Raw genomic sequence first — 26,191 nt, 5'->3', positions numbered from 1 at the left:
TGGAGGTATCGGAAGTGCGAATGTTGACATGAGTAACGATAAAGGGAGTGAGAGACTCCCTCGCCGAAAGACCAAGGGTTCCTGCTTAAAGTTAATCTGAGCAGGGTTAGCCGGCCCCTAAGACGAGGCAGACATGCGTAGTCGATGGGAACCACGTTAATATTCGTGGGCCTGGTGGTAGTGACGGATTGCGTAACTTGTTCAGACTTATTGGATTGTCTGGGCGGGGAAGCGGTTCCAGGAAATAGCTCCACCGTATAGACCGTACCCGAAACCGACACAGGTGGTCAGGTAGAGTATACCAAGGCGCTTGAGAGAACTATGCTGAAGGAACTCGGCAAATTGCACGCGTAACTTCGGAAGAAGCGTGACCTCATCGTACGCAAGTATGGTGGGGTGGCACAGACCAGGGGGTAGCGACTGTTTATCAAAAACACAGGGCTCTGCGAAGTTGCAAAACGACGTATAGGGCCTGACGCCTGCCCGGTGCTGGAAGGTTAAAGGGAGAGGTGCAAGCTTTGAACTGAAGCCCCAGTAAACGGCGGCCGTAACTATAACGGTCCTAAGGTAGCGAAATTCCTTGTCGGGTAAGTTCCGACCTGCACGAATGGCGTAACGACTTCCCCGCTGTCTCCAGCATAGACTCAGTGAAATTGAATTCCCCGTGAAGATGCGGGGTTCCTGCGGTCAGACGGAAAGACCCCGTGCACCTTTACTATAGCTTTACACTGGCATTCGTGTCGGCATGTGTAGGATAGGTGGTAGGCTTTGAAGCGGGGACGCCAGTTCTCGTGGAGCCATCCTTGAAATACCACCCTTATCGTCATGGATGTCTAACCGCGGTCCGTTATCCGGATCCGGGACAGTGTATGGTGGGTAGTTTGACTGGGGCGGTCGCCTCCGAAAGAGTAACGGAGGCGCGCGATGGTGGGCTCAGACCGGTCGGAAATCGGTCGTCGAGTGCAATGGCATAAGCCCGCCTGACTGCGAGACTGACAAGTCGAGCAGAGACGAAAGTCGGTCATAGTGATCCGGTGGTCCCGTGTGGAAGGGCCATCGCTCAACGGATAAAAGGTACGCCGGGGATAACAGGCTGATGACCCCCAAGAGTCCATATCGACGGGGTTGTTTGGCACCTCGATGTCGGCTCATCGCATCCTGGGGCTGGAGCAGGTCCCAAGGGTTTGGCTGTTCGCCAATTAAAGCGGTACGTGAGCTGGGTTCAGAACGTCGTGAGACAGTTCGGTCCCTATCTGCCGTGGGTGTAGGAATATTGACAGGATCTGTCCCTAGTACGAGAGGACCGGGATGGACATATCTCTGGTGGACCTGTTGTGGCGCCAGCCGCATAGCAGGGTAGCTATATATGGAATGGATAACCGCTGAAGGCATCTAAGCGGGAAACCAACCTGAAAACGAGTATTCCCTTGAGAACCGTGGAAGACGACCACGTTGATAGGCCGGGTGTGGAAGTGCGGCAACGCATGAAGCTTACCGGTACTAATCGTTCGATTGGCTTGATTGTTCTCATTGCTCGTGCTCATCGAAGCGCCAAGGGCGCTTCAATGATCCTTTCTTCTGTCCTGACGCGCAATGCGCTCCGGACGGGCCGCGCTAACTAAGCGCGACGGCCGCTTGGCCTTGCGGAGCTCTGCTCCGATAAGTGCCTCAAGCAGCTTAGAAAAAGACGTGTTCAAATGACTAGTCACTAACGACTAATCCCTAATCACTCTCACGAGTGAACCAGCTTCTCATTTGGTTTGTCACCGTCGCCGGTGACATTCTTGCCCTTACTTGACCTGGTGGTTATTGCGGGGTGGCTGCACCCGTTCCCATTCCGAACACGGCCGTGAAACGCCCCTGCGCCAATGGTACTCCGTCTTAAGACGCGGGAGAGTAGGTCGCTGCCAGGTCTAGTAATGGCAAGAAATACCAAATCATGCGCCCGAAGCCGAAAGGCGAAGGAAAGCTGCATGATCAAACAAAATCTATCTTCTCTAAACACCTCCGGCCTAGCCGAAAACAACGGGCCGCCCTCAAGCGGCTTTTTTGCTTCGGTACAATCAAGCCGGAAAATAAACACAAATGGCTGCATTCTCGCTCGAAAGCAGCCAAATCCGCTAAAGGGCCCTGCCTGATACGGTACATCAAGGCGACAAATTCTGCGAATTTGCGCTGATGACGCGACATTTAGCGGCGCTAAATGCACGGTCGCGACAAATCCGGAGGGATTTGCACGGATGCGACAAGTCCATAGGACTTGCACAGACGCGATATTCGGCTTCGCCGAATACGCTGGTAACGCGGGGTGGAGCAGCCCGGTAGCTCGTCAGGCTCATAACCTGAAGGCCGCAGGTTCAAATCCTGCCCCCGCAACCAACGATCCCTGCGATCCACAAAAGACCCCTCCGCGGGGCTTTTTGCGTTTCTGTTCACCCAACGTCTCAGCCCGGCCCATAAGCTGTTCAAGAATTTCCCGCTCCTTCGTAAGCCCCCGGTGAGGGCCGTCTTGCGAGGTTGATGCGAACATCGGAAGTCCTAGTGCAAACACTAGGAGTAGTCCTATGACCAAGCATCCAATTGAAGTCATCACGTCTGTGGAGCGCCGGCGGCGCTGGTCTCGAGAGGACAAGGAGCGGCTTGTGGCAGCATGCCTTGAGCCAGATGCCGTTCTCTCGGAGATAGCGCGATCGGCCGACATCCACGTGAGCCAGCTCTTTCGGTGGCGCAAGGACTCTGCCAAATCGAGGAACCCAGGGCCGAGACGGCGAACACTTTGGTGCCAGTCATCGTGTCGGAGTCCGCGCCGATAGCCCAGCCCACTGCCTCGGAAGCGCCGGCCCCATCGCATCCCCGCCGGAAGCGTAGCGACGTAACGATTGATCTGGGTCGCGGTCGTCGTGTCCGTGTGGACAGCGACATCGACACGGACGCACTTGGCCGCATTCTCGATTGTGTGCTGGGTCGGCGATGATCCCGGTTCCTGCTGGTGTGAAGGTCTGGCTGGCGACCGGCCATACAGACACGCGCAGGGGTTTCCCCGGTCTGTCGCTGATGGTGCACGAGACGCTGAAGCGCGATCCTATGTGCGGACACCTGTTCGTCTTCCGCGGTCGCGGCGGCGGCCTGATCAAGGTCATCTGGCATGACGGTCAGGGTGCCTGCCTGTTCACGAAGAAGTTGGAACGTGGACGCTTCATATGGCCGTCGGCGGCCGATGGGACGGTCGTGATTACGCCTGGGCAGCTCGGTTATTTGCTGGAAGGTATCGACTGGCGGATGCCGCAAAAGACCTGGCGACCGACCTCGGCCGGATGACCAAAAACGCTGGAATGGCGGGGTCAAATATGATTCCATCTCGCCATGAACCATCCCGCCGACCAGCTTCCGGACGATCTTGCGAGTGCGCTGGCGCTGCTGGTCGAAGAGCGTGCGCGGCGTGTTGCTGCGGAGGTGGACGCGGCGACCGCAGAGGTGGCTCGGAAATCTGCACAGCGGGGATAAGTGGAATTTCTGCCTGACTTCGGCTTAGGTGCCGGGAACAGGAGATACCATGACAAGACGACCGCGCCGGAACCATAGCCCGGCTTTCAAGGCGAAGGTGGCACTTGCCGCCATCCGGGGCGAACAGACGCTGGTGGAGTTGTCCCAGCAGTTTGACGTGCACACCAACCAGATCAAGCAGTGGAAAGAGCAGCTCCTTGAGGGGCAACAGGCGTTTTCGGTGATGAAGCCAAGGCAGAATCGGCGGGTCCAACGGTTGATGTCAAAACGCTGCACGCCAAAATCGGGGAGCTGACGCTGGAAAACGATTTTTTAGCCGGAGCGCTCGGCAAGGCGGGATTGCTGGGGGGAAGAAAATGATCGACCGCCAGCATAAGCTATCCGTCGTGCGCCAGGCCAAACTTCTCGGCTTCAGCCGTGGCAGCGTCTATTATCTGCCTCGTCCAGTGCCTGACGGCGATCTTGCCCTGATGCGCCGGATCGACCAACTGCATCTCGACTACCCGTTTGCCGGAAGTCGAATGTTGCAATGGCTTTGAGAGGAGAAGGGCTGAATGCCGGGCGGCTTCACGTCGCCACGCTGATGAAGAAGATGGGCATCGAGGCGATATACCGTCGCCCGAACACCTCCAAACCAGCGCCTGATCACAAAATCCATCCCTATCTCTTGCGAAAGCTGGCGGTCACCCGACCCAACCAGGTCTGGGCAATGGACATAACCTATGTCCCGATGGCTCGCGGCTTCGTCTATCTCTGCGCCGTCGTGGACTGGTTCAGCCGGAGGGTTCTGTCGTGGCGCCTGTCAATCACGATGGAGGCGGACTTCTGCATCGAAGCGGTCGAGGAAGCGCTTGCCCGTTATGGCAAACCCAACATATTCAATACGGACCAAGGCTCGCAGTTCACCTCGATGGACTTCACAGCGGTGCTGAAGAAGGCGGAAATCGCCATCTCGATGGATGGCAAGGGGGCGTGGCGGGACAACGTCTTCGTCGAGCGGATCTGGCGTTCGATCAAATACGAGGAAGTCTACCTCCACGCCTACAAGACCGTGTCCGAGGCCCGCGTCGGCATTGGCTGATATCTGACCTTTTACAATAGCCGACGCCCACATTCATCCCTTGACCGGCAGACGCCGGATCAGGCGCTACTTCAATGCGCTGACACCAATGAGGGTGGCGGCATAATCGAGGCGGAAATCCACTTAGCAAAACGACCGAAACTGTTCAGACAAACCGAGCCACCTCTCAACTCATCTTGATCGGGCCATGCAAGCAACGGCAAGGTTGACAGGAAAGGCTGCATCCTCTCCTTTGCACCGGCGCCAAAAGCGGCGACCGCCACACAAATATACTGACGGAAAACTCCATGAACGTTGCGCGTTACGCCGACACCATCGCCGACCTGAGGGTGCTTTTTGCCGAACTGGACCAGACGCCAGAGCGGTTCCAGACATTCGATGTGCGCCTGGAACTAGCCGCAGCCGGAAGCCTCGTCGTCTATGAGACAAAACGGCGTAAAGGCCAGACGGATAGTCTCTATTATGGTCGTTCCGCCACTGGCCAGAACCAGCAGATTTCACAGGCAGCGGCGTTCTCAGCCATCGACCGGTTTTTCGCGCTCGGACAGTTTGCTGCGTTGAGCGGCCTGATGGCGACCGGCAGTGCCTCACAGCCGCAATCGGTGGACGCGCAATATCCGCACTGCGCCGTCAACTTTTCCTATCGCAAGAAAGGCCAACCCATTGCGCACTCCATGCTGATGGTCTTCGTTGGATTCAATGACGAAGCTGATGCGTTGCAATTTGTCTCAACATTGGACGACCCGTCCATGTTCGTAACGCAGCGCCCGCACGCCGCCGCGAAGGCCCATGAGTGGAAATAAGGGGAGGGGGCCTGCAAATTCCTTAAATCGGAATCGATTCAAGGGTAAAATATGCAGCATATTTGAAGTGTTACAGCGACTTTACGCGTCATATTCGAGGCGCGGCGCTGTAACGCAGGTTCAGAGCGTAGCGTGTGTGCCTGCGTTCTCCCTTTCGCGAAAGCGCCCCCTTCGTCACCAGGTCCACAAGATCGCGCGTCGCCGTTGCGCGTGACGTCCGTGTTATCGCGATATAGTTCTCGGCGCTCAGTCCACCGAGGAACCCGGCGGGCCCTTCCCGGAACATGCGGGCGATGGCTTTCTCCTGACGGTCGTTGAACTGGCCGCGGAACCGGTCATAGAAATGCGCCTTGGCAATATAGAATGCGACCCGCTTTAGTGTGGTTTCCAATGCCTCCAGCACCGTCTCGGCAAAGTAAACAAGCCATTCGGTGACATCGAGGGTGCGTTGATTTCGTTCCAACTGGTCATAATAGGTCCTGCGGCCGTTCTCAAGCGTGTGCGCGAGGGCAACGAGGCTCGGCCGCCCCAGATTTTGAGCCAGCGACTTCTCCGCCAACGCCCGGCCAAGTCGTCCGTTGCCATCTTCAAATGGATGGATGCTCTCGAAATAGAGATGACCGAGACCAGCGCGTGTCACAGCGGGCAGGGGAGTGGCGCCGTCCGGAGCCGACCTGTTGAACCATTCGACATAAGTCGTCATTTCCTCAGGCACCTGCCGGGACGGTGGAGCCTCGTAGTGAATTGTCGGCTTGTCGTGACGACCCGAAACAATCTGCATGGCATCGTCATAAACCCGGTATCCACCAATCGTGCCGATATGGCGGTTTCCGCTCATCAACATGCCGTGCCAACGAAACATGGTTTCGTGATCGAGACGATGGCTCCAGGAACGATAAACATCAATCATCATTTCAGCGATGCCGCGCTCTTGCGGCTTGACCGGTCGAGTGTCGACATTAAGACCGAACTGGCGACGCAGGGAGGACTGCACGCTCAAACGGTCGAGCATCTCACCCTCGATCTCCGACGTCTTCACTGCCTCGTCGCTGAGGAGTTCAATCCGCAGGAGGTCACGTTCTTCATCGCTGAGATGACGGACCGCACCGATTATTTCGCCGGAGGATGCAAGAAACCGGTTTTCGAAGGGCGTGAGTTGCACAGCGTCGTAGGTGAATTGCGGCCAGCCTTTTTGTGTCCAGTTCCAAATCATGAGTTATAGGAATCTCCTTCTATGCCTCATAATACTGCATATAAATGGTTTATCGCAATCGTTCTATCCATCAAATCATTCATAAGCGAAGCCGGCGGCGGACATTCAGTGGCCGACAGGCCTGGGGGCGGCAACTCGAATGATTGTCCCTCTCGAATGCCAATGCGGCGGTCTTACAAGTTTGAGATCGTCGTCACAGCCCGCAAGTCATGCCATTGCTGAAGCGGAAGGCAAGGCGCAGGCGATTCAATCAGGCGGACGGTCGATAATCTGCTAAAACGGGGGTTCACTTAATGCGGTCATTCCGCTATGGCGCCCGCGCCGATCTCAATCATGTCGATGCGGCTTAGGAGAAAAATCTTGAATGTTGATGAGAAGCTGGAACCCATCCTGACCGAGGTCCTGCGGCGCAACGGCGGTGAACACGAGTTTCATCAAGCGGTGCGGGAAGTCCTCGAGAGCTTGGGACGGGTAATTGCCAAACATCCCCGCTACGCCGAAAACGCTCTGATCGAGCGCATCTGCGAGCCGGAGCGGCAGATAATCTTTCGCGTGCCCTGGGTGGACGATACGGGACAAGTGCAGATAAACCGAGGCTTCCGGGTGCAGTTCAACTCGGCTCTCGGCCCTTACAAGGGCGGCATCCGTTTTCACCCTTCGGTCAATGTCGGGATCATCAAGTTTCTTGGCTTCGAGCAAACCTTCAAAAACGCGTTGACCGGAATGCCGATCGGCGGCGGCAAGGGTGGGTCCGACTTCAACCCGAGAGGTCGTTCGGATGGCGAAATCATGAGGTTCTGCCAATCCTTCATGACCGAACTTCACCGACATCTCGGTGAATACACCGATGTCCCGGCGGGTGACATCGGCGTGGGAGGCCGGGAGATCGGCTACATGTTCGGCCAATACAAGCGCCTCACCAATCGTTACGAGGCGGGTGTTCTGACGGGCAAGGCGCTGTTCCATGGAGGGTCGCGAGCCCGCAGGGAGGCAACCGGCTACGGAGCGGCCTACTTCGTCCAGCGGATGCTCGGAACCCGTGGACTGGATTTCGACGGAAGGCGCGTGACGGTCTCAGGCTCCGGAAACGTAGCAATCTACACGATGGAGAAAGTCACCGAGTTTGGCGGACGCATCGTCGCGTGCTCCGACTCGAACGGCTACGTCGTCGATGACGACGGCATCGATTTCGGCCTGGTCAAGGAGATCAAGGAGGTCAGGCGGGCGCGGATCTCGGAGTATGCCAAGCTGAAGGGATCGCGTGTCCGCTACATCGAAGGCGGCTCCATATGGGATGTTCCATGCCATGTGGCGATGCCTTCGGCTACCCAGAACGAACTGACAGGCAAGGACGCACGCACTCTGGTCAAGAACGGCGTCGTGGCAGTAGGCGAGGGGGCCAACATGCCGTCCACTCCCGAGGCTGTCCGGCACTTCCAGGAGGCGGGCACAATGTTTGCTCCCGGCAAGGCAGCAAACGCGGGCGGCGTTGCGACTTCCGCTTTGGAAATGCAGCAGAACGCCTCCCGCGACAGCTGGACCTTCGAGCAGACCGAAGCGCGCCTCGCGACGATCATGCATGCAATCCACGACCGCTGCGCTGAAACGGCCGAGGACTATGGTGCTCCGGGCGACTATGTCCTGGGCGCTAATATAGCGGGCTTCGTCCGTGTCGCGGAAGCCATGGACGCACTCGGCGTGATATGAACCGGACTCCGGTTCAGGCAGGCCATCTGGAGGGGTGCGGCGGAGGGCCGCACCCTGACTATGCTGGCGCACAGCTTGACTTCCTAGCTTTCAATGACAATCTCTAGGTCATGTTGATCAACCATGACATGCTCCCGAACGGAGTCTTCCGGGTTTGCCCGATCGCAGGATATTAGCCCGGGTCCGGCCATCGTCGCCCGCCGGATCCTGGGTGAATGCAGTCAGCATCCACGTCTGCTGACAGTGCGACAATCCTTCCAGAACAGTGATCATGCATGGCAGAGCCATGTTTGGCAGGAGGTATTGCGACATGATGTCCGACAGTTTCCCGTTGAAGCAGACGCCGCCCGTTATTGAAGTATCCGACTACGCAACGCTGAACGATTTGGCGTATGAGGCCCTGATCAAGGGTTTCGATGTCGCGACCGAACTGATCGATAGGCTCGACAAGAGCATCGTCGTGCCTGATGGGCAATCAACACGTGACGTCGTCCGGCTCGGGTCCACCGTGACCTATGATGTCGAAGGTGCGCCCCGTCGTATCATGACGCTCGTACATCCTGACGAACTGGACGCCGACAAGGGGCGGATTTCCGCGTTGGCACCCATAGGTGTCGCGCTTTTGGGCCTTCGTCCGGGACAGCGCGGTCAGTGGTTTTCCCGAGACGGCCAGTCAAATGAATTAACAGTCGTTTACGTTGTCGACGAGTAAAACGCCGATATGGCGCTCTGACCTGAGCGCCAGCAAAAACGTCACGATGAGGAAAAGAATGTCGATGCGTTCTACACGGAAGCACCGCGGAGGTTGCCTAACCGCAGGTCCCTAATCCTGTGTCGCTCTTTGGATCGGCACAGGCGTTCCTGTTGAACCAACCGGATATCCAAGGAGACCTACGATGATCACGGCCAATCCGCCTCACATCCTCTTCGACGAGGACGCTGTCGTCCTCAGGCGCCTTCTCGCCGACCAAACGCTTGCCGGTCGCGCGAAAGTCATGATCCGAGCCAAGCTCGACGGCGCCGCGAATGTTTCCGGCAACGTTGCGATGATCGACAATCGTATCACGTACCGGCCGGCCAGTGGCGTTGCGCCGTTCCCTCCTGCACATCACCGTCAGGCGCGCGTGGCACCGGCCAACGCGCGAGATCGAAGCTGTGTCCGGCTGCGCTTGCTGCCCGGTTTCTCTGTTTGAAACGGCGTGCCAGTCCTTCGTCAAACTCTTCGCGGCGACGGCTTTTCCCTTCTTTGCTCATGAGGCAACGTGATGACCTACTGTCCCTACCCATGTCACCGATCAGGCGAAACCATCGATGTTCAGCTCCATTACGATCATATGAGCGGCACTGCCTACGCCTGCTCTCCGATATTCCGGGGGGTGCTGCCGTCCCTCTACCGAACTCGCGAAGCCGCAGCGGATGCGGCTCGCGTCGCAATCGCAGACACCGTTCGCGATAAACTTCCGGATACGTCTGAGAAGGACATACGGATCTGGCTGCGGTGATACGCACACAGTCTCCGGTTTGCGCGGAGCTGTCCGAGATCATTGGGGTGAGGCGTTAAGCGGCCCCACCTTGCTTTAGAAAGTTACAATCGGAGAAAACCATGTCCAGGGAAGCCTTTTGCCAGCTCACTGCTGGTGACGCCAATGTGCTGATGTCCATGCTGGAGGAGGAGGAAGCCAACCCTACCGCGGCTTTTGAGACTTTGCTGCGCGAGAAGCTCAATCATTCGAGCGTCTTCTTCCGCGAGGACGTGCCTTCGAACGTGGTGACGATCGATACTCGTTTCAGTTACACCGTCAACGGTGTCGGTTCTGGACCAGTTGTTCTTGTCCGTGACCTTGCTGACGACCGTCCCAGTTTCGCTCTTTCGCTTTGGACAATGCGTGGCCTGGCCCTTTTGGGACTGGCGGTCGGTGAACAAATCGAAATACCGGGAGTGGGCGGCGAAGCCGAGGTGCTTTCGGTTCAGCGGGTGTTCTTCCAGCCTGAGGCTGAGCCGGGCCTGAAGCCACCATGCCAGCGCCCCGCCGAACTGATTGACAAGGCGCCGCAGGTGATCAGCTTCCCGTCGCGGCCGAGATTTCGGCTCGTGTCATCCGGCGACGACGACCCGGGTCCAACGGCTGCCTGATCGAGTAGTCTACAGCGCCGTGCGGCCTGCCTTGCGCAGCGAAATCTTACCCATGGTATTCTCCTGAAATAAGATCAGCCCTTGACCGCGCCGGCCGTCATCGATCCGCTGATCTGGCGATACATGATGAGACCGAGCAGAACCGGCGGCAGCGCGCCGACGACCATGACGGCTGAGGCGACGCCCCATTGCACGCCGCCGCCACTGGCGGCGAAGAAGAAGGAAGCGCCGACGGTGATCGGCACCGCCTTCGATGTGGTCAGCATCAGCCCGAACAGGAATTCGTTCCATGCGGTGATGAAGCCGAAGATCAGGCTGGTGACGATGGCCGGGCGGCAGACCGGCGCAATGACGCGCAGAAGGATCTGCCTGCGGCTGGCGCCGTCCATCAAGGCAGCTTCGTCAAGTTCGGCGGGCAGGTCGCGGATGGCGTTGACCAGGATGACGAGGGCCAGTGGCAGGTTGACGATCGAAAGGATCAGGCCGAGGCCGAGGCGGGTGTCGAGCAGCGCCAGCCACTGGAACATCATGTAGAGCGGGATGGCAAAAATGATCAGCGGCACGGCGCGCAGATTGACGATAAAGGGCAAAAGTGTGCGTTCGCCAAGCCTGCCCCGGGCAATCGCATAGGCTGCCGGAAGCGCCAGGACGACGGCGAGGGTAGTTCCGATCAAGGCAACCGTGATGCTGTTGAACAGGTAGAGGAAGATGTTCAGCCTGTCGGAAACCTGGAAGACCGCAAAATAGTTGTCGAGCGTCGGGGCCTCCACCCATAGCCCCGGGTTGGTAGACAGTTCGCGTGCGCTCTTGAAGGAGGTGGCGAGCGTTACCAGGATCGGAAAATTCATTGCCAGCGCAGCAACGGCGAAGACAAGCCAGCGAAGGGCATTGATCATTTGACTGCTCCCTTGCGGCGGCTGGCGATAAAATTGAGGCCATAGAGGACGGTGAAGGAGGCTGCGAACAGGATCACGGACGCCGCGACCGCCTTGCCGATGGCGCCCTGTTTGAAGAAGGCCTCGTAGATATAGATCGACAACGAGGCCGTGGAGCCGCCGGGGCCGCTGCCGGTCAGAACGTAGACGTTGTCGAAAACGCGGAAACCGTCGATGAAGCGGATGAGCAGGGCAACGACGATCGTCGGGGCCATCAACGGCAATTCGATGAACCACAACAGATGCCATCGCCGGGCGCCGTCCATGGCAGATGCCTCGACGATCTCGGTGGGGATCGCCCGATAGGCCATGTAGAACAGCAGCAGGGCAAACGGTGTCCACTGCAAGGTTTCCACGGCGATCAGCGTCCAGAATGCGGAGGTGGGGCCGAGGAAGGAAACACTGGTGCCGAACCATGCCCAAAGATAGTAGGGCACCGGGCCTGCGAATTCGTGCAGCACGAGGCGGTACATCAGGCCGACAAGGGCCGGTGCCACCATCAGCGGCAGCATCAGGATCGCCATCAGCCAGCTGCGTCTCTCGATCAGCGGCGACAGGAAGATGGCGAGGAACAGCCCAAGCCCGCATTCGAGCAGGGCGGTGATGACGCCGAAACGCAGCGAAAACCAGCTGGCCTGCCAGAAGGCGCTGTCGTTCCAGACGGCGGCAAAATTCGACAGGCCGGTGATCCGGGGCTGGCGCAGCGTCTCGAACGATACGTCCGAGACGGAATAGATCAGGTTGACGATCGCCGGAAAACCGAGGAAGACCAGCAGAAACAGGACCAACGGCATGGCCAGCAGCCGAAACTCCGAGGAATGGGCGCGCTGTGTGTTCATCGAACCGCTCTCCTTCTGGTGGCGACTGGGTAAGCGATCATCCGGGCTTGTCCGTTCGGTTAAGGGATTGCTTGTGCGCCGACGTCGCTACGCCAGGTCGTTGCCGGAGATGCTGGCGGCGGTCACGCCGCCGCCAGCAAGGCGCGTTACTTGAGCAGTTCGGCCATGCCCTTTTCGGTATTGGCAAGCGCGTCGTCCAGGGACTGCTGGCCCGACCAGTAACCGGTGAACTCCTTGGCCTGAAGTTCGTAGACCGACAGGGCCTTGGCCGAGGTGCCGCCGTTCATGACGTACCCGTATTTGGATGAGAACTCGCCGAGCTTCACGAGATCGGGACGTTCCTTAGCGATTTCGGCGACGACTTCCGGCGTCAGTGCCGGGGCGCCGTTGCTCCTGGCGTAGGTCAGCGCAGCTTCCTTCGAGGAAAGCCACTTGATGAAGGCCTGGGCGCCGGCCTTGTTTTCAGCGTTTTTGTTAAGACCGAAGCCGAGACCGTGAATATGGGTGAAGCGGCCTTCGGGGCCAGCGGGTGGGGCAACCGTTTCGGTGACGTCCGCAACGGTCGGCGACTTCTCCTTGCTGGTCAGGTCGGATGCGGCGGCATTCCATTGCATCATCGCGGCAACCTGGCCCGACGCATAGGCTGCGTTGGCTTCGGGGAATTCGTACGACAGGGAATCGCGCGGCGTCGCACCGGCATCGTAGAGCAGCTTGTAGGTCTCGAGGCCCTTGCGATAGGCGTCGGAATTGACCGTGATCTTGCCGCTCTCATCCATCCAGTTGCCGCCATAGGCACGCGGCAGCGACTGGAAGACCATCATGTTGAACAGGAGGTTCTTAAGCTGCAGGACGGTTCCGTAGCGTGTCGGGCTTTCAGGATTGACGGCCTGGGTGAAATACAGCGCTGTGGCGGCGTAATCGTCCCACGTCCATTCGTCCGGGCTCTTCGGCTCAAGCTTCTTGCCGAGATGCTTTTCAGAGATTTCGGCATATTTCGCCTTGGCGGCGTCGTCCTTCAGAAGGGCATCGATCAGGTCCTTGCGATAATACATGAAGTGCAGCGAAAGGTCGGTCGGAACGCCGAACTGCTTGCCTTCGTATTGCATGGTCTTGAGCACGGAATCGCCGTAGACCGAGGCCGCCTCGTCCGACAGTTCGACCGGCTCCATGAACGGCGCATAGCGGCCGATGGAATAGGTTGCGAGTAGATTGGCGTCAAAGGCCTTGGAGCCGGCAGCGAGGTCTGCCTGAAGCTTGTCCCAGAATCCGTCGCGGTTGAAGAACAAGAGTTCGACCTTGTCGTTTTCGGCGACATCGGCCTTGGCATTGTAGACGTCGGCTGCGGCGCGAAGCGCCGTTTCCTCAGGGCCACCGGGCCAGCCGAGCACAGTCACCTTGGCGAATGCGGGGCTCGCCAGCAGGCTGGCGATGGCGACGGCGAGAAGGCCGCCTTTTCTGATCTTCGTAAATGTCATTTCCGTTCTCCTCTATGATGATTTCTTGCAAGATCGGCGATGCCCACGACGCCAGCGCTTTCCCCAAGGGCGGCGGCGTGGATTTTCGGTCTGAGCCGGGACGGCAGGCTTTCCAGTGCCTGGCGCACGGCGTCGAGATAACCGGGAGCAAGCCCGATGCCGCCGCCGATGACGATGCGCGGGGGATCGAGTGCGAGATGGATATTGCGGCAAAGCTGGGCAGTCTGGCGCGCCGACGCGTCGATGATGTCTTTGGCCCACGCCTTGCCGGCGGCTGCCGCCTCGAAGACGTCGCGCGCGGAGGCGCCTGTCTGATGTTCTTCGGCCTGGCCGGCTATCCAAAGGCCGGAAACCTGGTCTTCCAGCGTACCGGCAACATCTTCTGCGACGCGGAACTGTCCGAAATGGCCGGCAAGGCCGAACATCGGTTTGCCGTTGACGACGATGCCGCCGCCAATGCCGGTCGAGATGGTGAGGAAGACCATGTCTTCGTTCTGGCCGGCGCCGAAACGGTGTTCGCCCCAGGCTGCTGCCTGCGCATCGTTGGCAGCGAGGACCGGCACCCCTGAAAAACGGCCGATCGTTTCGGCGAGCGGAAACCGATCGGGAAGGTCGAGCGTATTACGGTTCAGCGCCGACCAGAACCCTTGATCGACGATACCGGTGACGGCAGCGCCGGCAGTGGCGTATCGGCCCTGCCACGAAGCGATCGCCGCAAACAGCGCTTCAAGCCACTGTGCGGGATTGCCGCTGCGTGGGGTCGGCATCTTGTGGGTATCCAGCACCGCGTCGCCGCGCACCAGTGCGGCAAGCATCTTGGTGCCGCCGATGTCGAGTGCGAGAACAGTGTCCGGGTCGGCCATATCGGTCATGCCCCGACCGAAGCGAGGGTGTCGTCGAGGGCGGCGCGAAACCAGGAGGTGACGAATTCCGGTCGCGTGATCGCGGAGCCGACCACCACCATGAAAGCGCCGCCGGCAAGAGCTTTCGAGGCCTGCTCGGGTGTGCGGACATTGCCTTCGGCGATAACGAGAGGCGTGAGTTTTGAAGCAGCAGTGATCAGCGAGAAATCTGGCTCTGTGGGTTCGATAGGCCCGGTATAGCCAGCCAGTGTGGTTCCGACGACCTCGGCGCCTTCCGCCAGCGCCTGCTCGACGTCCGAGAGGATCGAGCAATCGGCCATCGCGATGCGGCCATGTGCATGGATGCGGTCGATCAGCGCCCTGGTCTCGACCGGGCGGATACGCTGGGTTGCGTCGTAGGCGATGATATCCGCGCCTGCCGCAGCCAGCGCATCGACATCCTCGAGCCATGGCGTGATACGCACCGGGCTATCGTCGAGGTCGCGCTTGACCAGCCCGATGATCGGCTTGTCGGTGGCCGCACGAACGGCGCGGACGTAGTCTGCGGATTCGATGCGCAGTCCGGCCGCGCCACCATCCAGTGCCGCAAGCCCGAAGCCGACGACCATGCCGGCCTTGTCCATCGCGCCGCCCTTCACCGGCTGGCACGATACGATGAGTCCATTTTTCAAGGCCTGAATATCAAGCGGCACGCCCGGCTCTCCTGTTGCGCCATCACGGTAACAGGCCAAGACCAGATTGCAACAGGACTTTAACTGGTATTATCGCATCAACTCGATAACGAAGTCATAGACGTCGCCGCGATATTTGGTTCGAGTGAACTCGACGATCTGGCCGTCTGCAAGAAAGCAGCGCCGCTCCATGATCAGCAAGCTGGTATCCTCGGGCGTGCCGAGAAGTCGGCGCTCATCTTCGCTTGCAGGCTTTGCCTGCATGCGCTGCAATGCGCGAACGGGCAGGGCTCCGCTTGTTTCGAGATATTCGTATAGCGAGGCCTGGATCGCCTGCGGGTCCGGCACGAAACGTGCCGGCAAGGTCGCGATTTCAATGGCGATGGGGGTATTGTCGGCTGTCCGCAAACGCTTGAGCCGGACAACCTTTTCGCTGCCTGAAATCCCCAAAGCCATCATTTCAGCGGGTGAAGGCCGAGAAATATCGCGCGAAATCCATATGCAGCCGGGTTCCAGACCGCGGGAGCGCATGTCCTCGGAAAAGCTGGTCATGGTGGCAAGCGATTTCTCAAGACGCGATGAAACCACGGTCTTGGCGCCTTGGCGACGGTCCAGAAAGCCGTCGGAAACCAGGCTGTCTATCGCTTTGCGTACGGTCACGCGGGAGATGCCGAGTGTCTCGCACAAGGTGCGTTCACTGGGTATGACGGCGCCCCGCTTGACGTGTGCCGCACCGATCGCCGCCTTGATCGCGTCTTCAAGCCTGCGGTAAAGCGGTTCGCTACTCTGGCTTGCCAGAGCATTTTTGAGGAGGTTTAGGACCGCTTGATCGCTCATCGAAGCACCTGTTTAAGAGGAGATTCCTTATGCGAATTTTTTTTCAACAGGTAAACTGGTATTGTTCCTCCACGAAGTATCGGGAAACTGGTAATGTCGATCGCAATCCGTGCGTTCGCCGGCGGCATTGTGGTAGCCGCCTCAGCCGACCGGCGGCGAGAGCAGGCATTGCCGAGCGTCGCGGTGATCGTTCTCAGCGCGCCAGCCAGATGCGGACGCCCCTGAGGCAATGGATCATTTCCGCGGCAGAACGTTGCGCACGGTCGCGCTGGCTTTCGTCCGGCGCGGTCTGGCCAAGATCGATGTAGCAGTCGGTCAGCAGTTCGCAAAGCGGCAAGACCTGTTCGACGACCGTATCCGGCACCGCATCGAGAAGCGGCGTGGACGAGAACGGGGTCTGGACAAGCTTTTCGGCTCTGATCCGTGCCTCCTCCGCCAGCATCCGCAATCTGTCTGAATCATCCGTTTCGCCAATGGCCGCCAGCATCTGGAGGTGATCGGCGAGCCGTGTCTCGAGCCGTGACAGGTCGGCTTTGGCGGCGTCGGTAGAGGTGCGCCGTTCGAGATGAAAGGCACGCCTGCGTTCGCTGCGCAGCTTCGCGACGTGGCCCAGTTCCTCATGCGCCATCCGCTCGGCGGCCTTGGCGATCTCCGCAGACTTCGCGTGCGCGGCGACATAGGTCCAGAAGACAAAGGCGCGCTCCTCGTTGCGCACCGCCATCGAGAAGGCGCGGTACGCACTGAGCATCTCCGGCGCGATGATGCCCGCCCCCTCGTCATCGAACAGCGCTTCCGGCGGATGCACGATTGCCGATTTCGGTTGTCCGGTCGCCGTTTGCCAGTCGTTCACCTTGGCCAGATGGCCTTCTTCCTCTGCGATCAGGGTTTCGAAGACACCGGCAAGGTCAGGTTGGCCCATCTCCTGCATCCGCCTCGCCAGCGCGACATAGCCGTCGATCGCCTCCTGCTCCATCGTCCGTGCAAGCCCCAGCAGTTCATTCATCGACGCGATCTCCCACGGATCGCTCTGTGTCCTAGCCATCATCTTCTCCTCGACGGACGATTACGTGCCGCGTCACAGTCTGCAACAGTTTGGCCAAAGCTGTTTGATTTCAATCAAAGACTGCGTCAGCCCATCTAGTAAACTGGCCCAGCGATTTACCACAAGAGAGACGCATCGCAATGGAATCTAACGGGAATAGCCCAGCCGCCTGGCTGCTGAGCGTCTTTTGGCTGGTGGCTATCTGTCTCTCGGTGATAAGCGCTTCCCCGGCCATGGCTGACGGTCAGCTGCCGACTTTTCTCGAAAAAGTCCAGCCGACTGAACTGTTCGAAGGTGCCGACCGCTTTGGCGACGTCGAGGGCGACCCGCCCATCGCGCCTGTCTACCGGGGAGACGAACTTCTCGGCTATGCCTATCTGAATTCCGATTTCACCAGCTCCATCGGCTATTCGGGCAAGCCCATCCATATCGTCGTTGGTATCGAGCGATCGGGCATTATTCGCGGCATCAAGCTCGTCGATCACAAGGAGCCGATCGTGCTGATCGGCATTCCCGAGAAAGACGTCGTCGCCGGCCTGAACTCGATCATCGGCAAGGATCTCGGTCGCGTCGCCGCCGGTCAGGAGCGCCCGCCGCAGGTGGACATCGTCAGCGGCGCCACCGTGACCGTTCTGGTGATGAGCGACAGCGTCGTGCGGTCTGCAGTGGCGCTGATCCGCAGCAATCGTCTGAGCGGCGACGGCGTCGCCAACACACAGGCGGCAACCGAGAAGCGGGCGCTCGATCTTTCGAGAACGGAAGCAAGCGACTGGGAGACGCTGCTCGGCGACGGATCGATCCGCGGTCTGCGCCTGACGGTCGGCGAAGTCTCGAAAGCGTTTGCGGATGCCGGCCATGCCGAGGCGGCGAAGAAGCCGGAAACACCACAGCCCGAGGACAGGTTCATCGATCTCTACATCGCTCCTGTCAGCGTGCCGGTCATCGGCAAGACGCTGCTGGGCGAGGCGGGCTACCAGCGGCTCCAGTCCCGGTTGAAGCCGGGCCAGTCGGCTCTCCTCGTCGCGGGTGACGGCGCCTATTCGTTCAAGGGTTCCGGCTATGTCCGTGGTGGCATTTTCGATCGCATCGAATTGCTGCAGAACGGCCAGGGCCTGCGTTTCAGGGATCGCAACCACACCAGGATTTCGACTTTCGCAACGGACGGCGCCCCTCGACTGCGGGAGATCGCGCTTTTCGTCGTGCCCACCGATTTCCAGCTCGATGTAACCGAACCCTTCGAACTGCAATTGCTCGCGCAACGCAACACCGTGGCGCGCGACAAGGCCGCCATCGCTTTCAATCTTGGCTATACGCTGCCGTCTTCCTACTACACCGTCACCCGTGCGGTGACGCCCGTCGCGGCCGCCAGGACGGAAACGTCCGCCGAAGAACCGGCGGCGGCGACCCGGACCGAACCACTGCCGGACGCGCCGCCGCTCTGGGTCAGCATCTGGGACATGAACCGCGTGACGATGGCCATCACCGTGGCCGCCCTTCTCGTGCTCACCGGGATCTTCTTCTTCCAGGACTGGCTGGTAAAGCGGCCGAAACTGTTTGCCTGGGTCCGCACCAGCTATCTCGTCTTCACGCTGGTCTGGCTCGGCTGGTATGCCAATGCCCAGCTTTCGGTGGTCAATGTCCTGACATTCATCAATTCGCTCGTCACGTCCTTTCGCTGGGAATTCTTCCTGGCGGCGCCGCTGATCTTCATCCTCTGGGCCGCGGTCGCCGCCGGCCTGCTGTTCTGGGGACGTGGCCCTTTCTGCGGCTGGCTCTGCCCGTTCGGCGCGCTTCAGGAATTGCTCAACAAGATTGCCGTAAAGCTGAGGATTCCGCAGGTGAAGGTGCCGTGGGGCCTGCACGAACGCCTCTGGCCGATCAAGTACATCATTTTCCTCGGGCTCTTCGGACTGTCCTTCTATTCGATGGCCTATGCCGAGATGCTGGCCGAAGTGGAACCGTTCAAGACGGCGATCATCCTGAAGTTCGCCCGCGAATGGCCGTTCGTCCTGTTCGCCTTGACGCTTCTGGCCGCCGGCCTGTTCATCGAGCGTTTCTACTGCCGCTATCTCTGCCCGCTTGGCGCGGCTCTGGCCATTCCCGGCCGGATCCGCATGTTCGAATGGCTGAAGCGCTGGCCCGAATGCGGCACGCCATGCCAGCGTTGCGCCAAGGAATGTCCGGTGCAGTCCATTCATCCGGAAGGCCAGATCAACGTCAACGAGTGCATCTACTGCATGCATTGCCAGGAACTCTATCACGATGACCATCGCTGCCCGCACATGATCCAGGTCCGCCTGAAACGCGAGAAGTTCATGGCTCTGTCGACCCCGGCCTCGCGCGGCGAAAGCCCGCCCAGGACCGTCGTCACCCACAATGGCGAAGCCATAAAGAAAACATGAATTCGGCACCGGGCAGCCTGCCCACGCCAGCAACACCAGCAACCCAGCAATACAAACAACAAGGGAAGACACCATGTCCAAGGACGATACGCAGCCGCGGCTGAACAGACGCCAGCTTCTGGGATCAACCGCCGCCGTCGCGGCGGCAGGTGCCGCCACCGCCGGTGGTGCGCTGACCTTTGCCGGCAGCGCCACGCCGGCAAAGGCCGCCACCGACGGCGGATTGCCCTATGAAGTCAAGCCGGGCGAACTGGACGAATATTACACGTTCTTCTCCAGCGGCCAGAGCGGCGAAGTCCGCATCGTCGGCCTGCCGTCGATGCGCGAATTCATGCGCATTCCGGTGTTCAACCGATGCAGCGCCACCGGCTGGGGCCAGACCAACGAAAGCCTGAAGGTGATGACCGAAGGGCTGCGTCCCGAAACGGTCGAGTATCTCAAGGACAAGGGCGGCGTCTACCACAACGGCGACCTGCACCACCCGCATCTGTCCTTCACCGATGGCACCTATGACGGCCGTTATCTCTATGCGAACGACAAGTCCAATACCCGCGTCTGCCGCATCCGCCTCGACGTCATGAAATGCGACAAGATCATCGAACTGCCGAACCAGCACACCGTGCATGGCCTGCGCGTGCAGAAATATCCCAAGACCGGCTATGTGTTCTGCAACGGCGAGGACGGCGTGCCGCTGCCGAACGACGGCAAGATCCTCGACAAGCCCAGCGAATATTTCTCGATCTTCTCCGCGGTCGACGGCGAGACCATGACGGTTGCATGGCAGGTGATCGTCGATGGCAACCTCGACAATGTCGATGCCGACTACCAGGGCAAATACTGCTTTGCGACCTGCTACAATTCCGAAAAGGGCGTCACGCTCGAGGAGATGATGTCGAAGGAGCAGGACTGGGTCGTCATCTTCAACATCAAACGGATCGAGGAAGCCGTCGCCAAGGGCGATTTCAAGGAAATGAACGGCGTACCGGTGATCGACGGTCGGGCGGGATCCGTCTACACCCGCTATGTCCCGGTTTCCAACGGCCCGCACGGCATGAACACCGCCCCCGACGGCATCCATGTCGTTGCCGCCGGCAAGCTGTCCCCGACCGTCACGGTGTTCGACGTGCGCAAGTTCGACGATCTCTTCGACGACAAGATCAAGCCGCGCGATGTGGTGGTCGCCGAGCCGGAACTTGGCCTCGGTCCGTTGCACACGGCTTATGACGACAAGGGCAACGCCTATACGACGCTGTTCATCGACAGCCAGATCTGCAAGTGGAACATTGAGGACGCCAAACGCGCATTTGCCGGCGAGAAGGTCGACCCGATCCGCCAGAAGCTCGACGTCCACTACCAGCCGGGCCACAACCATACCTCCATGGGCCAGACCAAGGAAGCAGATGGCAAGTGGCTGATATCGCTGAACAAGTTCTCGAAGGACCGGTTCCTCAACGTCGGCCCGCTGAAGCCCGAATGCGACCAGTTGATCGACATTTCCGGCGACCAGATGGTGCTTGTCCATGACAATCCGACCTTCGCCGAACCGCATGACGCGACGATCGTCCATGCCTCGAAGATCAACCCGGTCAGCATCTGGAGCCGTGACGATGTCTTCTTCGCCGATGCCGTGGAACAGGCCAAGAAGGACAATATCGACCTGCTCATCGACTCGGAGATCATTCGCGACGGCGACAAGGTGCGCGTCTACATGACTTCGGCGGCGCCGGCGTTCGGGCTCGAGTCCTTCACGGTCAAGCAGGGCGACGAAGTCACGGTGTATGTGACCAATATCGACGAAGTGGAGGACCTGACCCACGGCTTCTGCATCGTCAACTACGGCATCAACATGGAGATCGGGCCGCAGGCGACCGCCTCGGTGACGTTCAAGGCCGACCGGCCCGGCGTCTACTGGTACTATTGCTCGTGGTTCTGCCATGCCATGCACATGGAAATGAAGGGCCGCATGCTGGTGGAGCCTAAATCGGCCTGATGCGGTACAGACTGGCAAAACTCTGGATGGCGGTCCTGCTGGCCGCCATTCCTTCGGCTGCGCTGGCCGCGGAATGGATCGTCACACCCTCCGACGGGCCGGCGCTGTCGGCCGTTCTCGAAGCGGCGGCTCCGGGTGACCAGATACGCCTCAAGGCGGGCCGGCACGACGGACCTTTGGTCATCGACAAGCCGGTGACGCTGGACGGCGAGGACGGAGCCAGCATCGTCGGCAACGGCAAGGGCAGCGTCGTCACCATCAAGGCGGCGCAGGTTGCCGTGCGCGGCATCGCAGTCACCGGATCGGGCATGAACCTGTCGACGCTGGATTCCGGCATCTTCGCAGCCCGGACGGCGACCGGCGCGATCATCGAGAACAATACCCTCACCGGCAATCTGTTTGGCATCTATCTCCACGGCGCGAAGGACTCGCTGGCCCGGGAGAATGTGATCGTCGGCCTCAAGGATGGCCGGATGAGCGAGTTCGGCAGCGGCATATCGGTGTGGAATGCGCCGGGCGGCAAGGTTATCGACAACGACATCAGCTTCGGCCGCGACGGTATCGCCACGATGGCCAGCAAGAAGAATGTCTTCAGCGGCAATCGCTTCCGCGACCTGCGCTTCGCCATCCATTATATGTATACCAATGACAGCGTGATCAGCGGCAATGTCTCGACCGGCAATTCCGTCGGCTACGCCATCATGTTCTCCAACCGGCTGAAGATCATCGACAATATCTCCGACGGCGATCGCGACCACGGCCTGCTGTTGAATTCGGCCAACGGTTCAACGATATCCGGCAACATCGTACGCGGACGGCTGCAACCGGCGGACCGCTGGACGATGGCGGGAATCCAGGATTCCGGTCATGGCGTGAAGGATGATGCCGGGACGACGGGCGCCGTCGAGGGCGGCATGCGGCTCGGGCCCGAGAAATGCGTCTTCATCTACAATGCCAACCGGAACAAGCTGCGCGGCAACGAATTCCGGGGTTGCGCCATCGGCATCCATTTCACCGCCGGATCGGAAGGCAATACGATGACCGGCAATGCCTTCATCGACAATCGCAACCAGGTGAAATATGTCGGCACCCGCTATCTCGACTGGTCGGTGAATGGGCGCGGCAACTACTGGAGCGACAACCCGGCTTTTGACCTTGATGGCGACGGAATCGGCGACAGTGCCTATCGCCCGAACGACCTGATGGACAAGGTCCTGTGGACCTCGCCGCAGGCCAAGATACTCACATCGAGCCCGGCCGTGCAGATCATCCGCTGGGCGCAGGTCCAGTTTCCGGCGCTGTTGCCGGGCGGCGTGGTGGACAGCCGTCCGTTGATGGCACCGACAAGACAGAAGGATGGTTTGCAATGACGGCACCCACGGTCACATTATCAGGCGTGGCGAAACGCTACGGCCGGATCGAGGCGGTCAAGAATGTCTCCTTCGAACTTGAACAAGGACAGACTGTAGCCCTCGTCGGCCACAACGGCGCGGGCAAGACGACACTGATCAAGCTGATGCTCGGCCTCATCCGGCCGACGCGAGGCACAGTGCAGGTGCTGGGCGAAGACCCAGCCCGGGGCGATTTCGCCGTGCGCCAGCGGCTCGGTTACCTGCCGGAGAGCGTCTCCTTCCACATGGCGCTGACGGGACGGGAGACGCTTGCCTTCTATGCACGGCTGAAACGTGTGGATGTGTCTGACATGGCGAGCCTGTTCGAGCGCGTCGGGCTTGCGCCGGCTGCCGCCGACCGCGCGGTGCGGACCTATTCCAAGGGCATGCGGCAACGGCTCGGGCTGGCCCAGGCACTGCTCGGCGCACCGCGCGTGCTGCTGCTCGACGAGCCCACCAGCGGCCTTGATCCGGCGTTGAGACGAAATTTTTATGAACTGGTGTCCGGCCTGCGCTCGGCAGGTACAACGATCCTGCTTTCCTCGCATGCGCTGACGGAACTCGAAGATCGCACCGACCGGGTGATCATCGTCAACGAGGGCGTGGCGATCGCCGACGGCACGCTGGAGAAACTGCGGGGCATCGCCCGCCTGCCGACCCGGATCAGCGTCACGCTGACGGACGGCGCGGGGACAGCCACCCCGAACGGCGGGCAGGTCGCCTGGAAGGCGGTCAGGGACCGGACCTTCGAGGCGGAGGTCGCGCCCGAAAACAAGATCTCGATCCTCCGGGACGTCACAGCCGATCCCGCCGCAGTTGCGGCGCTGCATGTGGTGGAGCCGACGCTGGATGAACTCTACGCCCATTTCCTCGGCGGGCGGGGGATGATGCGATGAACAATATATTGATCGTGGCGCGCAAGGAAATCCAGGAAGGCCTGCGGAACCGCTGGGTGCTGGCCACGACGCTGCTGCTGGCGGCGCTGGCGCTCACCCTGTCCTTCCTCGGCAGCGCGCCGACCGGCAATGTCGGCGTCAACCAGCTCGATGTCGTCATCGTCAGCCTGTCGAGCCTGACCATATTCCTGGTGCCGCTGATTGCACTGCTGCTGGCGCACGATGCGATCGTCGGCGAAATAGAACGCGGCACGATGCTGCTGCTGATCAGCTACCCGATCGGCCGGCGACAGATCATCTTCGGCAAGTTTCTCGGCCATCTGGCGATCCTCGCCTTCGCCACCCTGTTCGGCTATGGCACGGCGGCTGCGGCACTGGCGATGACCGGAACCGAGATCGGCCTGGCCAGTTGGTGGGCCTTCCTGGCGATGATCGCTTCATCGATCCTGCTCGGCATGGTGTTCATCGCCATCGGTTATGTAACGAGCGCGCTTTCCAGCGAGCGGAGCACGGCCGGCGGCATCGCGATCGGCGTCTGGCTGTTCTTCGTGCTGATCTACGACATGGCCCTGCTCGCGGTGCTGGTGGCGGCCGAGGGCCGGGCACTGCCGACGGGTCTTCTCGACGGCCTGCTCGTCCTCAACCCGACCGATGCCTACCGACTGCTCAATCTGGGCGCGGGAGAGGCGGGCGCGCTTTCGGGTCTCGGCGGCATCGCCGGACATACGGGGCTCAATGGGCCGATGCTGGTTGCCGCTCTCGTCGCCTGGATCGCCGCGCCGCTGGCGCTGACGCTCAGGATATTCTCAAGGAGAGAGCTATGAAGACCGCTCCCATCATCGCACTCTTTCTCTGTGGCCTTCTCGTATCGGGCTGCAATGAAGAAAAGGACGCAGCGCCACCAGCGCCCTACGCGCTCACCGAGGAGGCGATGGGTCGTTATTGTGGCATGAATGTTTTGGAACATCCCGGCCCCAAGGGTCAGGTCATCATGTCCCAAATCCCAGAGCCCATCTGGTTCAGTTCGGCGCGAGATACGCTCGCCTTCACGATGCTGCCGGAGGAACCCAAGGATATCGCGGCCATCTATGTATCGGACATGGCCAAGGCAACCACATGGGAAGAGCCTGGAGCGGACAACTGGATCGATGCGCGCACGGCCCTCTTCGTGATCGGCAGCGGGCTGCGCGGCGGCATGGGCACGGACGAAGCGGTGCCGTTCTCGACGCGCGAGGCCGCCGACAAATTCGCCGGTGAGCATGGCGGCCGCGTTGTCAGCTTCGATGAGGTCCCACGCGATTATGTGCTGGGTTCGTCGACGGACGATCCCGAGATACAGAGCACGCCGGCAGATGTGGAAGAACCCGGGAAAGGACAGGCAAATGGCTAGTGTCGTCACCCGCCGCCGCGCCATTGCGATATTCGCCGCGGCCGCCGGCCTACCCCTGATACGGCCCGCGCGGGCGGCGACCCATGCGGTCACCTGGAAAGGACAGGCGCTGGGTGCGCCCGCGACGCTGACCCTGCATTGCGAGGACAGGGACAAGGCTCGTCTGCTGATCGACCGCGTCGTAACGGAAGTGTCGCGGCTGGAAGAGGTTTTCAGCCTTTACAGGAGCACATCCGCTATCAGCGAGCTGAACCGGGTCGGCGGGCTGGCCGCACCACCCGGCGACCTGGTGGCACTGCTCGAAGCCTGCCGCCACCATTGGCGTCGGAGCGGCGGCGCTTTCGACCCGACCATACAGCCGCTCTGGGCGCTTTATCGCGATCACTTCTCGGCGCCGGGAGCGGATCCCGACGGCCCCCCGCCCGAACAAATCGCGCAGGCGGTCGGGCGGGTCGGCTTCGATGCGGTCCGCTTCAACCGCGGCCGCATCGTGTTCACGCGGCCCGGCATGGCGCTGACGCTGAACGGCATCGCCCAAGGCTATGTCACAGACCGCGTGGTTTCCATGTTGCGGGATGCGGGTATCACCAGCAGCATGGTGGACATGGGGGAAGGTCGGGCGATCGGCCGGCGGGCCGATGGCACGCCGTGGCGCATCGGTCTTGCCGATCTCCAGGACGCCGAGCGGCCCGACAGTGTCCTTGCTCTCATCGACCGGGCGGTCGCAACATCCAGCCCGGCCGGCTTCCATTTCGATACCGCCCGCCGGTTCAGCCATATTCTCGACCCGCGCAACGGCCATGCCAGCGCGTCCTATCGGCGCCTGACGGTGGTTGCGCCGGATGCCACGACGGCGGACGCGCTTTCGACCGTCTTCAGCCTTGAGGATCCAGAGAGCATCCGTTCAAGCCTTGACGGAAAGCCCGATATCATGGTGGACCTCGTTCTGGCGTCAGGCGAGCACAGACGATACGGGAGTTGAGCGTCCGGCATTGATTCAAGCGTCGATGATCGACAC

At 60.3% G+C, this 26,191-nt stretch carries 20 protein-coding genes, 1 tRNA gene, 2 rRNA genes and 2 pseudogenes (1 of these 25 only partly in view); 18 read left to right on the top strand and 7 right to left on the bottom strand.

Translation table 11 applies throughout. The annotated features are described in order from the left end of the window. From ACST81_RS01845 to ACST81_RS01815, 7 genes and pseudogenes are all read left to right on the top strand, one after another. Positions 1 to 1,525 (top strand): 23S ribosomal RNA (locus tag ACST81_RS01845) (it extends 1,360 nt beyond the left edge of the window). Between the two features lie 273 nt (positions 1,526 to 1,798). After that, positions 1,799 to 1,913 (top strand): 5S ribosomal RNA (gene rrf / locus ACST81_RS01840). 389 nt (positions 1,914 to 2,302) lie between these two features. After that, positions 2,303 to 2,379: transfer RNA gene (locus tag ACST81_RS01835), tRNA-Met, on the top strand. A gap of 185 nt (positions 2,380 to 2,564) precedes the next feature. Further along, positions 2,565 to 2,813 carry a transposase gene (locus ACST81_RS01830; RefSeq protein ID WP_438751107.1) on the top strand — a complete coding sequence of 83 codons (249 nt, stop codon included), beginning with the start codon at positions 2,565 to 2,567 and terminating at the stop codon, positions 2,811 to 2,813. A 157-nt stretch (positions 2,814 to 2,970) separates the two neighbouring features. Further along, positions 2,971 to 3,318 carry an IS66 family insertion sequence element accessory protein TnpB gene (gene tnpB / locus ACST81_RS01825; RefSeq protein WP_438751106.1) on the top strand — a complete coding sequence of 116 codons (348 nt, stop codon included), beginning with the start codon at positions 2,971 to 2,973 and terminating at the stop codon, positions 3,316 to 3,318. A gap of 235 nt (positions 3,319 to 3,553) precedes the next feature. Then, positions 3,554 to 4,691, top strand: a pseudogene (locus ACST81_RS01820) (IS3 family transposase). Between the two features lie 181 nt (positions 4,692 to 4,872). Next, on the top strand, positions 4,873 to 5,388 hold the full coding sequence (locus tag ACST81_RS01815) for a hypothetical protein (RefSeq protein ID WP_438751105.1): 516 nt from the start codon (positions 4,873 to 4,875) through the stop codon (positions 5,386 to 5,388). A gap of 88 nt (positions 5,389 to 5,476) precedes the next feature. Here the strand turns inward: ACST81_RS01815 and ACST81_RS01810 are convergent, their stop codons facing one another. Further along, positions 5,477 to 6,601, bottom strand: coding sequence for a Fic family protein (locus tag ACST81_RS01810; RefSeq protein ID WP_438751104.1), 1,125 nt, complete (start codon positions 6,599 to 6,601; stop codon positions 5,477 to 5,479). 360 nt (positions 6,602 to 6,961) lie between these two features. On the opposite strand from ACST81_RS01810, the gene gdhA reads away from it, so the two are divergent. The 4 genes from gdhA to ACST81_RS01790 all read left to right on the top strand — a co-directional run bounded on the left by gdhA (position 6,962) and on the right by ACST81_RS01790 (position 10,442). After that, a complete protein-coding gene (gene gdhA / locus ACST81_RS01805) occupies positions 6,962 to 8,308 on the top strand; it encodes an NADP-specific glutamate dehydrogenase (RefSeq protein WP_438751103.1) in 1,347 nt (448 codons plus the stop codon). Between the two features lie 310 nt (positions 8,309 to 8,618). Further along, positions 8,619 to 9,020 (top strand): GreA/GreB family elongation factor, encoded by a 402-nt coding sequence (locus tag ACST81_RS01800; RefSeq protein WP_438751102.1) that lies wholly within the window; start codon positions 8,619 to 8,621, stop codon positions 9,018 to 9,020. A 184-nt stretch (positions 9,021 to 9,204) separates the two neighbouring features. Continuing rightward, complete coding sequence (locus ACST81_RS01795) at positions 9,205 to 9,501, top strand: hypothetical protein (protein ID WP_438751101.1); 297 nt, start codon at positions 9,205 to 9,207, stop codon at positions 9,499 to 9,501. 410 nt (positions 9,502 to 9,911) lie between these two features. After that, positions 9,912 to 10,442, top strand: a complete 531-nt coding sequence (locus ACST81_RS01790) for a transcription elongation factor GreAB (protein ID WP_438751100.1) — start codon at positions 9,912 to 9,914, stop codon at positions 10,440 to 10,442. A 74-nt stretch (positions 10,443 to 10,516) separates the two neighbouring features. Here the strand turns inward: ACST81_RS01790 and ACST81_RS01785 are convergent, their stop codons facing one another. From ACST81_RS01785 to ACST81_RS01760, 6 genes and pseudogenes are all read right to left on the bottom strand, one after another. After that, positions 10,517 to 11,338: a carbohydrate ABC transporter permease gene (locus tag ACST81_RS01785; protein ID WP_438751099.1), complete on the bottom strand. Its 822-nt coding sequence runs from the start codon at positions 11,336 to 11,338 to the stop codon at positions 10,517 to 10,519. Next, positions 11,335 to 12,216 (bottom strand): carbohydrate ABC transporter permease, encoded by an 882-nt coding sequence (locus tag ACST81_RS01780; RefSeq protein ID WP_438751098.1) that lies wholly within the window; start codon positions 12,214 to 12,216, stop codon positions 11,335 to 11,337. Before ACST81_RS01780 ends, ACST81_RS01785 begins: the two co-directional genes overlap by 4 nt. A gap of 146 nt (positions 12,217 to 12,362) precedes the next feature. Then, entirely contained in the window at positions 12,363 to 13,691 is a 1,329-nt protein-coding gene (locus ACST81_RS01775; RefSeq protein ID WP_438751097.1) for an ABC transporter substrate-binding protein, read from the bottom strand. Next, positions 13,688 to 15,177 (bottom strand): annotated as a pseudogene (locus ACST81_RS01770) (putative N-acetylmannosamine-6-phosphate 2-epimerase). The gene ACST81_RS01775 and the pseudogene ACST81_RS01770 overlap by 4 nt, the downstream one beginning before the upstream one ends. A 138-nt stretch (positions 15,178 to 15,315) precedes the next feature. Then, positions 15,316 to 16,062, bottom strand: a complete 747-nt coding sequence (locus ACST81_RS01765) for a GntR family transcriptional regulator (protein ID WP_438751095.1) — start codon at positions 16,060 to 16,062, stop codon at positions 15,316 to 15,318. Positions 16,063 to 16,255: 193 nt separating this feature from the next. Beyond that, entirely contained in the window at positions 16,256 to 17,104 is an 849-nt protein-coding gene (locus ACST81_RS01760; RefSeq protein ID WP_438751093.1) for a ferritin-like domain-containing protein, read from the bottom strand. A 140-nt stretch (positions 17,105 to 17,244) separates the two neighbouring features. On the opposite strand from ACST81_RS01760, the gene ACST81_RS01755 reads away from it, so the two are divergent. The 7 genes from ACST81_RS01755 to ACST81_RS01725 all read left to right on the top strand — a co-directional run bounded on the left by ACST81_RS01755 (position 17,245) and on the right by ACST81_RS01725 (position 26,155). Then, positions 17,245 to 19,506: a 4Fe-4S binding protein gene (locus tag ACST81_RS01755; RefSeq protein ID WP_438751092.1), complete on the top strand. Its 2,262-nt coding sequence runs from the start codon at positions 17,245 to 17,247 to the stop codon at positions 19,504 to 19,506. 73 nt (positions 19,507 to 19,579) lie between these two features. Continuing rightward, a complete protein-coding gene (nosZ, locus tag ACST81_RS01750) occupies positions 19,580 to 21,496 on the top strand; it encodes a TAT-dependent nitrous-oxide reductase (RefSeq protein ID WP_438751091.1) in 1,917 nt (638 codons plus the stop codon). Continuing rightward, positions 21,496 to 22,866 (top strand): nitrous oxide reductase family maturation protein NosD, encoded by a 1,371-nt coding sequence (locus ACST81_RS01745; protein WP_438751090.1) that lies wholly within the window; start codon positions 21,496 to 21,498, stop codon positions 22,864 to 22,866. The genes nosZ and ACST81_RS01745 overlap by 1 nt, the downstream gene beginning before the upstream one ends. Further along, complete coding sequence (locus ACST81_RS01740) at positions 22,863 to 23,783, top strand: ABC transporter ATP-binding protein (protein ID WP_438751089.1); 921 nt, start codon at positions 22,863 to 22,865, stop codon at positions 23,781 to 23,783. Before ACST81_RS01745 ends, ACST81_RS01740 begins: the two co-directional genes overlap by 4 nt. Beyond that, positions 23,780 to 24,607 carry an ABC transporter permease gene (locus tag ACST81_RS01735; protein WP_438751088.1) on the top strand — a complete coding sequence of 276 codons (828 nt, stop codon included), beginning with the start codon at positions 23,780 to 23,782 and terminating at the stop codon, positions 24,605 to 24,607. The genes ACST81_RS01740 and ACST81_RS01735 overlap by 4 nt, the downstream gene beginning before the upstream one ends. Beyond that, on the top strand, positions 24,604 to 25,173 hold the full coding sequence (locus tag ACST81_RS01730; protein ID WP_438751087.1) for a nitrous oxide reductase accessory protein NosL: 570 nt from the start codon (positions 24,604 to 24,606) through the stop codon (positions 25,171 to 25,173). Before ACST81_RS01735 ends, ACST81_RS01730 begins: the two co-directional genes overlap by 4 nt. After that, the gene (locus ACST81_RS01725; RefSeq protein WP_438751086.1) at positions 25,166 to 26,155 is read left to right on the top strand and encodes an FAD:protein FMN transferase; all 990 of its coding nucleotides are present in this window, start codon (positions 25,166 to 25,168) and stop codon (positions 26,153 to 26,155) included. Before ACST81_RS01730 ends, ACST81_RS01725 begins: the two co-directional genes overlap by 8 nt. Positions 26,156 to 26,191: the final 36 nt, after the last annotated feature.

Source organism: Pararhizobium sp. O133 (assembly GCF_051669845.1).
In the GTDB taxonomy this organism is placed as follows: domain Bacteria; phylum Pseudomonadota; class Alphaproteobacteria; order Rhizobiales; family Rhizobiaceae; genus Pararhizobium.
This window is presented reverse-complemented; position numbering and strand designations above follow the sequence as displayed.

Coding starts and splice junctions, on each gene's coding strand:
- ACST81_RS01740 (WP_438751089.1), top strand. CDS start 22,863: ATGACGGCACCCACGGTCACATTATCAGGCGTGGCGAAACGCTACGGC.
- ACST81_RS01815 (WP_438751105.1), top strand. CDS start 4,873: ATGAACGTTGCGCGTTACGCCGACACCATCGCCGACCTGAGGGTGCTT.
- ACST81_RS01765 (WP_438751095.1), bottom strand. CDS start 16,062: ATGAGCGATCAAGCGGTCCTAAACCTCCTCAAAAATGCTCTGGCAAGC.
- ACST81_RS01760 (WP_438751093.1), bottom strand. CDS start 17,104: ATGGCTAGGACACAGAGCGATCCGTGGGAGATCGCGTCGATGAATGAA.
- ACST81_RS01790 (WP_438751100.1), top strand. CDS start 9,912: ATGTCCAGGGAAGCCTTTTGCCAGCTCACTGCTGGTGACGCCAATGTG.
- ACST81_RS01800 (WP_438751102.1), top strand. CDS start 8,619: ATGATGTCCGACAGTTTCCCGTTGAAGCAGACGCCGCCCGTTATTGAA.
- ACST81_RS01810 (WP_438751104.1), bottom strand. CDS start 6,601: ATGATTTGGAACTGGACACAAAAAGGCTGGCCGCAATTCACCTACGAC.
- ACST81_RS01830 (WP_438751107.1), top strand. CDS start 2,565: ATGACCAAGCATCCAATTGAAGTCATCACGTCTGTGGAGCGCCGGCGG.
- ACST81_RS01785 (WP_438751099.1), bottom strand. CDS start 11,338: ATGATCAATGCCCTTCGCTGGCTTGTCTTCGCCGTTGCTGCGCTGGCA.
- ACST81_RS01780 (WP_438751098.1), bottom strand. CDS start 12,216: ATGAACACACAGCGCGCCCATTCCTCGGAGTTTCGGCTGCTGGCCATG.
- ACST81_RS01730 (WP_438751087.1), top strand. CDS start 24,604: ATGAAGACCGCTCCCATCATCGCACTCTTTCTCTGTGGCCTTCTCGTA.
- ACST81_RS01745 (WP_438751090.1), top strand. CDS start 21,496: ATGCGGTACAGACTGGCAAAACTCTGGATGGCGGTCCTGCTGGCCGCC.
- nosZ (WP_438751091.1), top strand. CDS start 19,580: ATGTCCAAGGACGATACGCAGCCGCGGCTGAACAGACGCCAGCTTCTG.
- ACST81_RS01725 (WP_438751086.1), top strand. CDS start 25,166: ATGGCTAGTGTCGTCACCCGCCGCCGCGCCATTGCGATATTCGCCGCG.
- ACST81_RS01795 (WP_438751101.1), top strand. CDS start 9,205: ATGATCACGGCCAATCCGCCTCACATCCTCTTCGACGAGGACGCTGTC.
- ACST81_RS01755 (WP_438751092.1), top strand. CDS start 17,245: ATGGAATCTAACGGGAATAGCCCAGCCGCCTGGCTGCTGAGCGTCTTT.
- tnpB (WP_438751106.1), top strand. CDS start 2,971: ATGATCCCGGTTCCTGCTGGTGTGAAGGTCTGGCTGGCGACCGGCCAT.
- ACST81_RS01775 (WP_438751097.1), bottom strand. CDS start 13,691: ATGACATTTACGAAGATCAGAAAAGGCGGCCTTCTCGCCGTCGCCATC.
- ACST81_RS01735 (WP_438751088.1), top strand. CDS start 23,780: ATGAACAATATATTGATCGTGGCGCGCAAGGAAATCCAGGAAGGCCTG.